This window comes from Corynebacterium occultum, from assembly GCF_009734425.1.
GTDB lineage: Bacteria > Actinomycetota > Actinomycetes > Mycobacteriales > Mycobacteriaceae > Corynebacterium > Corynebacterium occultum.
Genome location: NZ_CP046455.1, coordinates 1,718,885 through 1,732,070, shown reverse-complemented (window position 1 = coordinate 1,732,070; position 13,186 = coordinate 1,718,885). Strand labels below are relative to the sequence as shown.

The 13,186-nt window shown below is 63.8% G+C and carries 11 protein-coding genes; 10 read left to right on the top strand and 1 reads right to left on the bottom strand.

Annotated features, from left to right (window positions below):
- The first annotated feature begins 32 nt into the window (after window positions 1-32).
- From ruvC to yajC, 4 genes are all read left to right on the top strand, one after another.
- Window positions 33-647, top strand: a complete 615-nt coding sequence (ruvC, locus tag COCCU_RS08050; RefSeq protein ID WP_156231037.1) for a crossover junction endodeoxyribonuclease RuvC — start codon at window positions 33-35, stop codon at window positions 645-647.
- Entirely contained in the window at window positions 644-1,258 is a 615-nt protein-coding gene (gene ruvA, locus COCCU_RS08045) for a Holliday junction branch migration protein RuvA (protein ID WP_156231036.1), read from the top strand. The genes ruvC and ruvA overlap by 4 nt, the downstream gene beginning before the upstream one ends.
- Before the next feature lie 16 nt (window positions 1,259-1,274).
- The gene (ruvB, locus tag COCCU_RS08040; protein ID WP_156231035.1) at window positions 1,275-2,348 is read left to right on the top strand and encodes a Holliday junction branch migration DNA helicase RuvB; all 1,074 of its coding nucleotides are present in this window, start codon (window positions 1,275-1,277) and stop codon (window positions 2,346-2,348) included.
- Window positions 2,349-2,463: 115 nt separating this feature from the next.
- Entirely contained in the window at window positions 2,464-2,871 is a 408-nt protein-coding gene (yajC, locus tag COCCU_RS08035) for a preprotein translocase subunit YajC (RefSeq protein WP_156231034.1), read from the top strand.
- Window positions 2,872-2,966: 95 nt separating this feature from the next.
- On the opposite strand, the gene COCCU_RS14680 is transcribed toward yajC, so the two are convergent.
- A complete protein-coding gene (locus tag COCCU_RS14680; protein WP_231598704.1) occupies window positions 2,967-3,281 on the bottom strand; it encodes a hypothetical protein in 315 nt (104 codons plus the stop codon).
- Here COCCU_RS14680 and secD point away from each other — a divergent pair.
- The 6 genes from secD (at window position 3,262) to COCCU_RS08005 (ending at window position 13,151) form a co-directional block, all read left to right on the top strand.
- A complete protein-coding gene (gene secD / locus COCCU_RS08030; protein ID WP_407924132.1) occupies window positions 3,262-5,118 on the top strand; it encodes a protein translocase subunit SecD in 1,857 nt (618 codons plus the stop codon). The genes COCCU_RS14680 and secD overlap by 20 nt on opposite strands.
- A 3-nt stretch (window positions 5,119-5,121) precedes the next feature.
- Window positions 5,122-6,303, top strand: a complete 1,182-nt coding sequence (gene secF / locus COCCU_RS08025; RefSeq protein ID WP_156231032.1) for a protein translocase subunit SecF — start codon at window positions 5,122-5,124, stop codon at window positions 6,301-6,303.
- A gap of 274 nt (window positions 6,304-6,577) precedes the next feature.
- Window positions 6,578-8,140, top strand: a complete 1,563-nt coding sequence (locus tag COCCU_RS08020; RefSeq protein ID WP_156232706.1) for an ABC transporter substrate-binding protein — start codon at window positions 6,578-6,580, stop codon at window positions 8,138-8,140.
- Window positions 8,141-8,698 (top strand): adenine phosphoribosyltransferase, encoded by a 558-nt coding sequence (locus tag COCCU_RS08015; RefSeq protein ID WP_156231031.1) that lies wholly within the window; start codon window positions 8,141-8,143, stop codon window positions 8,696-8,698.
- A gap of 16 nt (window positions 8,699-8,714) precedes the next feature.
- The gene (locus tag COCCU_RS08010; RefSeq protein WP_156231030.1) at window positions 8,715-10,997 is read left to right on the top strand and encodes a RelA/SpoT family protein; all 2,283 of its coding nucleotides are present in this window, start codon (window positions 8,715-8,717) and stop codon (window positions 10,995-10,997) included.
- A gap of 159 nt (window positions 10,998-11,156) precedes the next feature.
- On the top strand, window positions 11,157-13,151 hold the full coding sequence (locus COCCU_RS08005) for a S9 family peptidase (protein ID WP_156231029.1): 1,995 nt from the start codon (window positions 11,157-11,159) through the stop codon (window positions 13,149-13,151).
- Window positions 13,152-13,186 lie beyond the last annotated feature (35 nt).

The following is a 13,186-nucleotide window of genomic DNA, read 5'->3' as shown; positions in this document are numbered from 1 at the left end:
GCCGGGAATACGAAGAGAAAGGTGGAACCGGGATGAACCTCGAAGGGCTTCGGGTCATGGGAGTGGATCCCGGCCTGACCCGGTGCGGACTCTCCGTGGTCCAGGCTGGTCGCGGCAGAGCAGTCCTGCCCATCTCGGTGGGAGTCGTCCGCACCCCCTCCGATCTGGAACTGGAGAAACGCCTGCTCCGGATCTTCAAAGCCACTACCGAATGGATCCAGGAATATCAGCCCGATGTGGTCGCCATTGAGCGGCTCTTCGAACGCGGCAACGTCTCCACCGTCATCCACACCGCCCACGCGGTCGGGGTGATCATGCTGGCCGCCGCCGAACAGGGGCTCGCGGTACACATGTACACCCCCAGTGAGGTCAAGAAGGCCATCTCCGGCAATGGGCGTGCCGACAAGAAACAGATGACGGTGATGATCACCCGGATCCTGGGCCTTGCCGAAGCCCCCAAACCCGCGGATGCGGCTGATGCCCTGGCACTGGCGGTCTGCCACTGCTGGCGGGCACCCCTGATCGCACGGGAAAAGGCCGCCCTGGCGCGCCGGGACGCGGAGCTCGCGGCCCGCCGCAACAATCACCCGGTGGCTGGCCGGGGTGCCGGACACCCCGTCAACCGAATTCAAGGAGCACAATCATGATTGCCTCATTGCGTGGCACGGTTATCGAAATCGGACTCGACCACGGGGTGATCGAGTGCTCTGGTGTGGGTTACCACTTCAGTGCCACCCCCCGGACCCTGGCGGAACTGCGCCGCGGCGAAGAATCCTTCATTTTCACCACCATGGTTGTGCGTGAGGATTCCATGCAGCTCTACGGTTTCAAGGAGAACGAGGACCGGGAGATGTTCCACCTCCTGCAGACCGTCACCGGGCTGGGCCCGAAACTGGCGATGGCCTCCCTGGCGGTGCTGCACCCCGCCGAGCTGGCCAAGGCTGTCGCCGAGGCGGATTCCAAGACCTTGCAGCGCATCCCGGGTGTGGGCAAACGCATGGCGGAGCGTATGGCGCTGGAACTCAAGGAGAAGGTCACCGCCTACCTCGCCCCGGCCGAAGCCGGTGAGATGGAACTCGGGACCCAATTGCCGATGGGTTCGGAGGCGGTGGCCGAACAGGTCGCCGCAGCACTTCTGGGACTGGGCTTCGGGGAAAAGGAAGCCACCGCGGCAGTGAACACGGTCCTGGCGGAAGATCCCGAACTGACGACCAGTGCGGCGCTGCGTGCCGCCCTGGCTGGCCTGGGCAAGAAGTAGTCGGAGGCGGACAACAATGTCAGATGTGGAAAAGACCGAGTTTCAGCTGCCTCCGGAATACGCCGGGGCAGGCAGGGCAGAGGATGCGCCCGTCAACCCACAGGCCACCCCGCAGGAACAGGATGGCGAATCCACGCTACGGCCCCGCAGCCTGGTGGAGTTCATCGGCCAGCCGAAGGTCCGCGGCCAGCTGGACCTGGTGCTCACCGGTGCCAAACGTCGGGGGGTGACCCCGGACCACGTGCTCCTTTCCGGGCCCCCTGGTCTGGGTAAAACCACCATGGCGATGATCATCGCCCAGGAAATGGGTGCCAGCTTGCGCATGACCTCCGGACCGGCACTGGAACGCGCCGGCGACCTGGCAGCCATGCTCTCCAACCTGATGGAAGGTGATGTTCTCTTCATTGATGAGATCCACCGCATCGCCCGCCCCGCGGAGGAGATGCTCTACATGGCGATGGAGGATTTCCGGATTGACGTGATAGTGGGAAAGGGCCCCGGTGCCACCTCCATCCCCCTGGAGCTGCCGTCCTTCACCCTGGTTGGCGCGACCACCCGCTCCGGCATGCTCACCGGTCCGCTGCGTGACCGCTTCGGCTTCACCGCGCAGATGGAGTTCTATGACGTGGAGGACCTCACCCGGGTGGTCACCAGAACTGCGAAGATCCTGGGTATCAGCATCGAAGCAGATGCCGCCGTCGAGATAGCCTCGCGTTCCCGGGGTACCCCGCGAATTGCCAACCGCCTACTGCGCCGCGTCCGGGACTACGCCGAGGTGGAGTCTGACGGGGTGGTTGATCTCGCCGCCGCCAAGGAGGCCCTGCGCATCTTCGACGTGGATGAGATGGGACTGGACCGCCTGGACCGGGCGGTGCTCACCGCTCTGATCAAGGGACACGGTGGGGGACCGGTGGGGGTGAACACCCTCGCCGTGGCGGTGGGTGAGGAATCCGCCACCGTGGAGGAAGTCTGCGAACCCTATCTGGTCCGTGCCGGGATGATCGCCCGCACCGGCCGGGGCCGGGTGGCCACCGCCGCCGCCTGGCGCCATCTTGGGCTGACCCCACCGGAAGGTTCGATCGGTTACTGATCCCACCGATTTCCCTCCGTGGGATCAACCAGGAGTTGGGTGGCTGGAAATCCACTGTGAAAAAGTTCAGAGGAATGGTGATGGAGAGGGGTTGTCTGGCACACTGGGGAACATTATGGACATTGTTCTTCTCATACTTCTGCTTCTGGTCTTTCTTCTTCCCTCCCTCCTGATGGCGCGTAAACAGCGCCGCAACCAGGCTGAAATCAAGAATTACCAGGACTCTCTGCACCCCGGCGAGCGGGTGGTCACCGTCTCCGGTCTCCATGGCACCATCGTCAGCATCCGCCCGACCGAGATCGACCTGGAGATCGCACCCGGTGTGGTGATCACCCTCGAGAAGATGTCCGTGGTTCGTAATGAGAACCAGGGCATGGTCGGCACCGCCGAGTACGGCCACCCGGAGGATGCCGCCTTCGATGGCTCCCCGGAACAGGAGTACCCCCTCGAGGACCAGTCGCGCCGTGAGGAAGGCCCCGAGGGTCAGACTCCGGGCGGGGGACATCCGGAGAACCTCCGTTAAAAAACCTCCACCACCACGAACACCTCCGGTGCTTCGTGGTGGTTTTTTATGTGATGGCGATCAACCCTGCCCTGGGCAGGGTTGGGCAGGTCAACCTAACCCCCATCACGTACCATGACATTTTGTGCCTTCGGTGCCTGACCCTGGTATCCGAGTCCATCTTCAATTTTTGTCCATTCGAGCTGAGTCAGTTCCGCCACCGCCTGAAAGGTGATGTTCGGCGGGACGGTTCTGTTCCGGGGTGGCACCGTGAGGTGTCCCGGGATGGGGCCACTTTGCCCCAGAGGGGAGACATCCTTGTCCACTAAAACCAGACGCGCTGGAGCCGGAGGTCGATCCGGCTCCAGTTCGCCCAGGCGGAATTGGCCGACACAGGCCATCGCATTCTTTGTGCTGATCGTGTTGGCCATGTTCGCCCTGGTGTTCTTCACCGGTGATCGTTCGACCACCCCGAAGCTCGGCATTGATCTGCAGGGCGGAACCCGGGTGACGCTGGTCCCCCAGGGTGAGGAACCCACCCAGGATCAGCTGCGACAGGCCCGGGACATCCTGGAGAAGCGTGTCAACGGCATGGGTGTCTCCGATGCCAGTGTCGTCGCTGACGGCAGCACCCTGGTGATCACCGTCCCGGGTGAGGACACCTCGCAAGCTCGTGCCGTGGGACAAACCTCCCAGCTGTACTTCCGTCCGGTCATCACCGGCGAGCAGCCCATTGTGGGGGAGATCCCCGGGCTGGCTGAGGAAATGGCCAACCAGTGGGTGGAATACGGTGTGGTCACTGAGGAGGAGGCCGCTGAGGCTCTCAACCTGATCATCGGTGCGGTCAATGACGCCAATCAGGCTGCCGCCGATACCGGCGCCGTGGAAGGTGAGGAAGCCCCGGCGGTGGAGGAAACTCCGGTCCCCGAGATCACCGCCATCCCGCTGCCGGAGCCGGAAAACTCCATTGTCGCCGGGGAGCGTCGTGGTGAGGTGACCGAGATGCTGCGTGCCCACCGTCAGTCCACCGATCCCTCGGTTCAGTTCGTCACCCAGGCGCTGATGCGTTGTGGCCCGGATGAGACTGATCCGCTGCAGGGCACCGATGATCCCACCCAGCCGCTGCTGGCCTGTGACCCCTCCATCGGTCAGGTCATGCTGCTCGGTGAGGTTCCCTTGCTGGTCGGCGAGACGGATGCGGAAGATGGTGAGCGACTGACCGGTAACCAGATCGACACCGACCGTCCGATCAGCGGTGGCTTCAACCCGCAGACCGGCCAGATGGAGATCTCCTTCTCCTTCAAGTCCGGCAGCGGTGAGCAGGGTGCCGCCACCTGGAGTCAGCTGACCACTGACTACCTGCAGCAGCAGGTCGCCATCACCCTGGACTCCCAGGTGATCTCCGCCCCGGTGATCCAGTCACCCACCCCGGTCGGCTCCGCCACCTCCATCACCGGTGACTTCACCCAGGAGGAGGCCCAGGATCTGGCGAACAACCTCCGCTACGGCGCACTGCCGCTCTCCTTCGCCGGTGAGGATGGTGAGTCCGGCGGTACCGCCGAGACCGTCCCGCCTTCCCTGGGTGCGGCCGCCATGCAGGCTGCCCTGGTTGCCGGTCTGGTGGGTCTGCTTCTGGTCGCCATCTTCGTTTTCGCCTACTACCGCATCTTCGGTTTCGTCTCCCTGATCACCCTGGCCGCCGCCGGTGTGCTCCTCTACGGCGCGCTGGTGCTGCTGGGCCGCTGGATCGGTTATACCCTGGACCTTTCCGGCATGGCCGGTATCGTCATCGGTATCGGCACCACCGCCGACTCCTTCGTGGTGCTCTACGAGCGGATCAAGGATGAGGTCCGTGAGGGACGTTCCTTCCGTTCCGCGGTTCCCCGTGGTTGGGATCGCGCCAAACGCACGATCGTCACCGGTAATATCGTAACCCTGCTGGCAGCTGTGATCATTTATCTGCTGGCCGTCGGTGAGGTCAAGGGCTTCGCCTTCACGCTGGGTCTGACCACTGTCTTCGACCTGCTGGTCACCTTCATGATCACCGCACCGCTGATGCTCCTGGCTTCCCGTAGGCCCTTCTTTGCCAAGTCCGTCATCAACGGCATGGGTTCCTCCTTCCGTTTCGCGGAGCAGGAACAGGCGGTCAAGCGTGAGGCTGCGGCCGCCCCCGAGTCGGCCGAGGCCGAGCCCCGGGACACTGCCGGAGCCACCACCGCCGGATCCACCGACACCGCTGCTCCCGCCGAGCAGGATGAGGAGAAGTAGCTCATGAGTACCGATACCAAGAAGAAGGGTTCCACGCGGAGCCTCTACTCCGACACCGGCGGCATCGATTTCATCGGCCGCAGCAAGCTCTGGTACTGGATCACCGTTGCCCTGCTGGTGATCAGTATCCTCGCCATCGCGATCCGGGGTTTCTCCCTGAGCATCGATTTCGAGGGTGGCACCAAGATGACCATGCCGGCCGCCGATCTGGTGGTCGAGCAGGTTGAGGACACCTTTGTCGAGGCCACCGGCGTGGAGCCGGAACTGACTCAGATCGTCGGCTCCGGTGATGGCCGTACTCTCGAGATCACCACTGAGCGTCTCAACGAGGATCAGATCACCGATGCCCGTCTGGCGATCTTCGAGGAGTTCCAGCCGCTGGACACGGAGGGCAACCCCTCCCCGGATGCGGTCGGTGACTCCACCGTCTCCGAGTCCTGGGGTTCGACCATCACCCAGCGGATGCTCATCGCCATGGTGGTCTTCCTGCTGGCCGCCTTCGCCTACATCGCATTCCGACTGCAGCGCGCGATGGCGGCCGCGGCGATGATCGCCCTGGCCGTGGATGGTGTGCTGATCGCCGGTATCTACGCCGTATTCGGCTTCGAGGTTTCCCCGGCCACCGTCATCGGTCTGTTGACTGTGCTCTCCTTCTCCATCTATGACACGGTGATCGTCTTCGATAAGGTTCGTGAGAACACTGCTGGGCTGAATGACTCCACCAGGCGAACCTATGGGGAGCAGGCCAACCTGGCGGTCAACCAGACCGTGGTGCGTTCCATCTCCACCTCGGTCATTTCGGCCCTGCCGATCATTGCCCTGATGGTGGTGGCGGTCTGGATGCTGGGTGTGGGCACCCTCCGTGACCTGGCGTTGATCCAGCTGATCGGTGTCATCCAGGGCATCTTCTCCTCGATCTTCCTGGCCACCCCGCTGCTGGTGACCATCCACAACCGCAGTAAGGAAGCCAGGGCACATAACGCCCGGGTGAGTGCCGCCCGCACCGGCAAGAGCAGTGTCGCTGAGGTGGGTGGCGGTGCCTCCGGTGAGGCAGGTTCCTTCACCTCCGAGGAGTCCGAAACCACCGCCAAGCGCACCATCGTCTCCCCGGTTCTGCGGGTGGAAGATGACCGCCCCCGGGATGAGGGCCCCAGTGGTTCCGTCACCTGGCGGCCGGGCCGCTAACTGCTCCGCTCTGGAGTACCAGACCCAGCCTGCTCCGCGGCGTCGATAAGCGCCACCAGCCCCGTTCCCGAAAAACCGCACCCGCGGTGCCAGGGGGCGGGGTTTTGTGCCACCGTGGGAGACGTATAATTTGGGTTCTGTGAACATCGCGCGGTTTTTCGGCTGCGCACAACCTAAATGGAAATCGGGTGGCAGCACGGTGAAAATCCAGGTGTCCGGACGCGGATGGCTTCGATCGGCGTTTTCTACCCTCAGTCTGAGCGCGGTGCTGGGGATGGTGGCATGTGCCCCGGCACCGGAGCCGGAGGAGGACCTGTCCACCCTGGACCACTTCGGCTACGCCCTCTCCACCCCGTTGCGCACCACCAATGCCGCCAGCCTGGTGGGTGCCTCAACCAGTGCCCAGCTGCTCTCGGTGCGTATCTTCCCCTCGGTCTATGTCGCCGGCCCCTCAGGCCAGATGATCCCCAACACTGACCTGGTGAGCACCCAGGTGCTGCCCGGTGCAAATCGGCAGGTGATCTACACCCTGAGCGAGGATACGGTCTGGAGTGACGGAACCCCGATCACCTGCACCGATTACCTGCTCAACTACAAGGCCGGGGTGATGTCGACGCTTTTCGAGTCTTATCTGCCGTTGACGGAGCAGATCGAGCGGATGAGCTGCGAGCCGGGGGCGAAGCGTTTCACCGTGGTTTTCAAGGAGGATGCCGGAGCGCGGTGGCGTCAACTCTTTTCCCCGGGTACCGTGCTGCCCGCCCACGCCATCGCCGAGAAGGCTGGCCTGAGCACCGCGGCGCTTCACGACGCCCTGCAGGCCGAGGATCGCGATCAGCTGGAGGAGGTTGCGCGGATCTGGCGGGAGGATTTCAACCTCGACAGTTTCGACCCGGCGTTGCAGCTGTCCTCCGGGCCTTACCGGGTGGAGTCGGTCGGGGAGTCGGGGGAGGTGACCCTGGTGGCCAATGAGCGTTATTTCGGGGATCAACCGGTGCTTTCCCGGCTGGTGGTGTGGCCGGGTGAGGTGGATAAGGCGGCGCTCGCAGCGGAGGGCGCGATCCAGATCGCCGATGCGGACAATTATGACTGGGTGAACCGCGATGACCCGATGAATCAGCTGCGGGTGGAGGATCTGGAGGGCATCCTCACCGAGTCTCTGGTGTTGGGCAGTTCCGGGGTGTTCTATGGTCAGCCCTCCCGTCAGGCTTTCACCGCCTGCGTGGATCAGCGGGCGGTGGCGGCGGCCTCCTCCGCGGTGGCGGGCCGGGAGTTGCCGGTGGTGGGCACCCATGTGGTTTCTCACTTTGATCCGGTGGCCCGGCAGTTGGCCGGGGTGGTGGAACCGAAGCTGGGGGTTGACACAGAACAGGCTTCCGCGCTGTGGGGCACCACGGTCCGGATCGGGTATCAGGGACCTGATGAGCGGATGGCCGCCATGGTGGAGTCGATCCGGGTGTCCTGTGAGGCGGCGGGTATCACTGTGGTGGATGCCTCTGCGGAGGGTTCGACCATGGCCGATCTTGCCCGGCTCGGCACCGGACCCTGGGGTGAGGAACTTTACCTGGAGGGCAGTCTGGATGCGGTGCTGCGGCCGGTGGATCCGCTGGTCGAGTACGGCGGGGTCATCGCTGAGGACGGCAATGTGGCTGCCCTCTGGGAGGCTGAGGAACAGGCCTGGGAGGAGGCTAGGATAATCCCGTTGGCAGCCCAGCCCCGAACCTTCGCCATCGACGGTGATGTGGGTAACGTGGTGGAGTACACCGGCTCTACCGGCATCGGCTGGAACATGGATCGTTGGCGATATGAGGCCCCCATTACAGAGGAAGAAGAGGAATAAGTGTCCGAGAACAAATACCGCGATGCCCAGCATGCACTCGCGGAGAAGATCCGGCTGGTGGAGGACTTCCCGACGAACGGGGTTCTCTTTGAGGACCTGACCCCGGTCCTCGCGGACGCGGACGCTTTCCAGCTCATGGTCGATGAGCTCGCCGATGCCTGCACCCGTTTGGGTGCCACCCTCATTGGGGGGTTGGATGCCCGTGGATTCCTGCTGGGTTCCGCCGTCGCCTACAAAATGGGTCTGGGGATCCTGGCGATCCGCAAGAAGGGTAAACTGCCGCCGCCGGTCCATTCCCAGGAGTACTCCCTGGAATATGGGACTGCGGCGCTGGAGATCCCGGCCACTGGCATGGGCCTTGAGGGGCAGCAGGTGGTGCTCGTTGACGATGTGCTGGCCACCGGCGGAACCCTGGTTGCGGCGCGCAACCTGATTGAGAAGTGCGGCGGCGAAGTGGCCGGTAATGTGGTTGTTCTGGAGGTCGCCGGACTCGGTGGCCGCGAACGACTGGATGACCTTCCCCTCGTGGTCGTTAATGAACCTGCGGAGCAGGAGTAGTCGGAAGGGATCGGCCATGAGCACGGAACGCAACAACAGGCGCACCTCAGTAGGTGTGCGAAGCATGTCTGCCAGGTTGGCCCGAAGCCTGACCGGGACCCGGGGTAAAACCAATCCGGTGCTCGCCCCGCTGTTGAGCATTCACCGGCAGTTCCATCCCAAGGCGGATGCGGAACTGCTGGAACGTGCCTACATCACCGCGGAACGTCTCCATGAGGGGGTTTTCCGCAAGTCCGGTGATCCCTATATCACCCACCCCTTGGCGGTGGCCACCATCGCCGCAGAAATCGGCATGGACACCACCACACTGGTGGCGGCGCTGCTGCATGACACCGTGGAAGACACCGACTATGGCCTGGATGACCTCATCGCGGACTTCGGTGAGGAGGTCTCCCGCCTGGTGGACGGGGTGACCAAGCTGGACAAGGTGGCACTTGGTGCGGCCGCTGAGGCGGAGACCATCCGCAAGATGATCGTGGCGATGAGTCAGGACCCCCGGGTGCTGGTGATCAAGGTCGCGGACCGGCTGCACAATATGCGCACCATGCGTTTCCTGCCCCCCGAGAAGCAGGCCAAGAAGGCCCGCCAGACCCTGGAGGTGATCGCCCCCCTGGCGCATCGCCTGGGCATGGCCAGCATCAAGTGGGAGCTGGAGGATCTTTCCTTCGCGATTCTCTACCCGAAGAAGTATGACGAGATTGTCCGCCTGGTTGCCGACCGGGCACCTTCCCGGGACCGCTACCTCAAGGACATCATCGATCAGGTGCAGGAGTCGCTCCGGGAGAACGCCATCCCCGCTGAGGTGATGGGTCGGCCGAAGCACTACTGGTCGATCTACCAGAAGATGATTGTCCGGGGACGGGAGTTCGATGAGATCTTCGACCTGGTGGGTATCCGCATCCTGGTGGACAACATCAACAACTGTTATGCCGCCATCGGTGTGGTCCATGCGCTTTTCTCCGCCATGCCGGGCCGCTTCAAGGACTATATCTCTGCTCCGCGTTTCGGGGTGTACCAGTCACTGCACACCACGGTGATGATCCCCGGGGGCAAACCCCTGGAGGTGCAGGTGCGCACCCATGAGATGCACTACAACGCCGAGTTCGGCATTGCCGCGCACTGGCGTTACAAGGAGACCAAGGGTTCCCACTCCGGTGACAGGTCCGAGGTGGACCAGATGTCCTGGATGCGGCAGCTGCTGGACTGGCAGAAGGAGGCCGCGGACCCCAATGAGTTCCTGGACTCCCTGCGCTATGACCTGACCGCCAAGCAGATCTTCGTTTTCACCCCCAAGGGGGATGTGATCAACCTGCCGGTGGACTCCACCCCGGTGGACTTCGCCTACACCGTCCACACCGAGGTCGGCCACCGCTGCATCGGTGCGAAGATCAACGGCAAGCTGGTGGCACTGGAGTCGAAGCTCAAATCCGGTGACCGGGTGGAGATCTTCACCTCCAAGGACGCCAATGCCGGGCCCTCCCGGGACTGGCAGAATTTCGCGGTTTCCCCCCGCGCCAAGGCCAAGATCCGGCAGTGGTTCGCCAAGGAGCGCCGGGAGGAGCACCTGGAGGCCGGTCGGGATGCCCTGGCTGCGGAGGTACAGCGGGGTGGTCTGCCCATGCACCGCCTCTTCACCGCCCAGTCCATGAAGGGGGTGGCCGGAGAGCTGCACTACCCGGATGTCGACGCTCTCTACACGGCGATCGGTTCCGGTTCGGTGTCTGCCCAGCATGTGGCACACCGCCTGATGGCAGCCTTCGGCGATCAGGATGACGCCGAGGATGCACTGGTCGACCGCACTCCCTTCTCCGAGATCGTCAGCTCACGCAACCGGATCAGCGCCGGTTCGGCGGGCATCCTGGTTGAGGGCAGCCCGGATGTGCTGGCCAAGCTGGCCAAATGCTGTCAGCCGGTGCCCGGTGATGAGATCTTCGGGTTCGTCACCCGTGGTGGGGGAGTTTCCGTCCACCGCACCGACTGCACCAATACGGAGCAGCTGCGGCAGGAACCGGAACGGCTTATCGACGTCGCCTGGGAAGTGGAGAGCTCAACCCGTTCAGCTTTCGAGGCAACCCTCCAGGTTGAGGCCCTGGATCGTTCCGGCCTGCTCTTCGAACTGACCCGGGTGATCAATGAGCAGAAGCTCTCGGTGATCGCAATGCACTCCCAGGCTTCGGAGGACCGTATCGCGATCATCCGTTTCACCTTCTCGGTCTCCGACACCAAACAGTTGGGAACCCTGATGACCACGCTGCGTAACACCGAGGCCGTCTTCGACGTTTACCGGGTGCAGAACTAACACAGCTGGTGGCACATCCGCCCCGGGGTGTCCCTCTGGAGGGGCATCCCGGGGCGGTGCTCTTCGTGGGGTGGCCGGCGGGCAGGGGGGTGGGCGTCGAGAAGCAGGGGGAGTGTTTTTCCGGGCGGAGCGGGGGCGCGTCTAATAGACTGTGCTTTCATGCGTCAGTCCTATGGTTCCGCGCTCGCCCCGGATGGTTCCGCCATCACTTATATCGTCCGGGACGGAGGCTACCCCTATGCCGTGCGTGCCCGGCTGGGGGAAGCGGGACTGGGCGAAGAGGAGATCGTCGCGCTGCCGATTGAGGGGCGCGGTTCGGTGACCAAGGTGCTCTACTCCCCGGACGGCAAATGGATCGCCTGCGAAGCCTCACCGAAGGGCAGCGAACGCCTGGTGACCTGGGTGGTCCCCGCGGGCGGGGATCCGGGGGCCGGGAAGCAGGCCAAGATGCTGCACGCCCAGGAGGATGTGCTGACCACCTTGGTGGAGTGGGACGGGGACCTGCTGGCCATGAACGCGGTGACCAGCAATGGTGTCACGGAAGCCCGGCTGGTGGATCCGCGCAACAACACCGTCGAGGTTCTGGACCGGCGCACCGACAGCCTCCTGATCGCCGCCGAACAACACCATGCCCTGATGCGGGTGGGTCCCCGGGGCAGCCGGGAACTACTGCTGATCACCCCGGACGGTAGATGGCTGCCCCTGCTGCCCCCGGACCCCGGATCCATGACCGAAACCGGAACCTTCCTTTCCGATCCGGGGGAGGACGACCTGGCGGTGATTGTCTGCACCGACCACAATGGTGACCGCCGCCGGGTGGTCCGCCTGGGGATCACCGCTGACCAGGTCACGGAGACCGAGGTCATCACCAATGGCGATGCTGAGGTGGATGAGTTCGTCATCAGCGAGGATCTCTCCACCGCTGCCGTGCTGTGGAACCTCTCGGGGATTTCCGCACTCGAACTCCTGGCACTGGCCCCGGACCAGTCGATCACCATGCGGCGCACCGTGGAACTGGATGGCATGGTCGCCTCCGGTCTTTCCATCACCGATGACGGCTCTCTGCTCTCACTCACCGTGGAAGGACCCAACCTTCCGCCCACGGTGGAGGTGATCTTCACCGACCTCGGCCAGTTGGAGCACCTGCGCCCCGCCGAGGATCAGGCGCGTGCCCCCCTCGCCAGGGAGGAACACGTTCCTGAGCTGGTGCACTACACCGCCCGGGACGGGTTGGAACTCTCCGGCTGGCTCTACCATGCCCAGCCCGTTGAGGGGGCAGGGGAGGAAGCCACCCCACAGCCGACCTATATCCACCTCCACGGTGGGCCGGAGGGGCAGTCACGCCCCGTCAACCATGATGTACTCACCGCACTGATCGACTCCGGGATCACCGTATTCACCCCCAATATTCGCGGCTCCAAGGGATCTGGCCGGAGATTCCAACATGCTGATGACCGTTATGGGCGTTTTGCCGCCATCAATGATGTGGCGGACACCGCCCACTTCCTCATCGACGCCGGAGTTGCCGACCCCACCCGCCTGGCACTCGGGGGTCGCAGCTACGGCGGTTACCTCGCCCTGATGGTGGCCGCCCGGCACCCGGAGCTTTTCACCGGGATCGTCGATGCCTGCGGGATGAGCAGCTTCCGCACCTACTTCCGGAGCACCGAACCTTGGTTGGCCAGCGCCGCCTACCCCAAATACGGTTATCCGATGCACGATGCGGAACTGCTGGTGGCGATCTCCCCGCTCTACCTGGCCGATAAAATCCGCACCCCGGTGCTCTTTCTTCACGGGGAGTGGGATAGTGCGGTGCCCCCCAAAGAATCCCAGCAGATGGAGGAGGCCCTGGCGCGCCGTGGCGTGGAGACCACCTTTCTGATGGTACCGGGGGAAGGGCACCAATTCGTCAAACCGCGCAGCCGTAAACTCATCGCCGAGGCGATGCTGGAGTTCTTCTGCGCCCGGGGGTTGAGCACCACCATCGATCTGGGGCGTTTCCAGACTCCGGTCCAGCCGCGGGAAGGTGTGGAATCGCTACTTCAGGATGCCCTCGCCGGGGATGTGTCCGCGACGGAGAACCCGGCCAACTGGGGCGAGTCCGGATTGGTGATCCGCAAGGGGCGGGGCATCCAGTGGCTGGAGGGGCGTTGATTCGTCGATGGGGGAGTCATACGGGAAGGTTGGGG

Bases quoted from the DNA above. Each gene is read 5' to 3' on its own strand.
- ruvC (WP_156231037.1), top strand. From the start codon at position 33: ATGAACCTCGAAGGGCTTCGGGTCATGGGAGTGGATCCCGGCCTGACC.
- ruvA (WP_156231036.1), top strand. From the start codon at position 644: ATGATTGCCTCATTGCGTGGCACGGTTATCGAAATCGGACTCGACCAC.
- ruvB (WP_156231035.1), top strand. From the start codon at position 1,275: ATGTCAGATGTGGAAAAGACCGAGTTTCAGCTGCCTCCGGAATACGCC.
- yajC (WP_156231034.1), top strand. From the start codon at position 2,464: ATGGACATTGTTCTTCTCATACTTCTGCTTCTGGTCTTTCTTCTTCCC.
- COCCU_RS14680 (WP_231598704.1), bottom strand. From the start codon at position 3,281: ATGGCCAACACGATCAGCACAAAGAATGCGATGGCCTGTGTCGGCCAA.
- secF (WP_156231032.1), top strand. From the start codon at position 5,122: ATGAGTACCGATACCAAGAAGAAGGGTTCCACGCGGAGCCTCTACTCC.
- COCCU_RS08020 (WP_156232706.1), top strand. From the start codon at position 6,578: ATGGTGGCATGTGCCCCGGCACCGGAGCCGGAGGAGGACCTGTCCACC.
- COCCU_RS08010 (WP_156231030.1), top strand. From the start codon at position 8,715: ATGAGCACGGAACGCAACAACAGGCGCACCTCAGTAGGTGTGCGAAGC.
- COCCU_RS08005 (WP_156231029.1), top strand. From the start codon at position 11,157: ATGCGTCAGTCCTATGGTTCCGCGCTCGCCCCGGATGGTTCCGCCATC.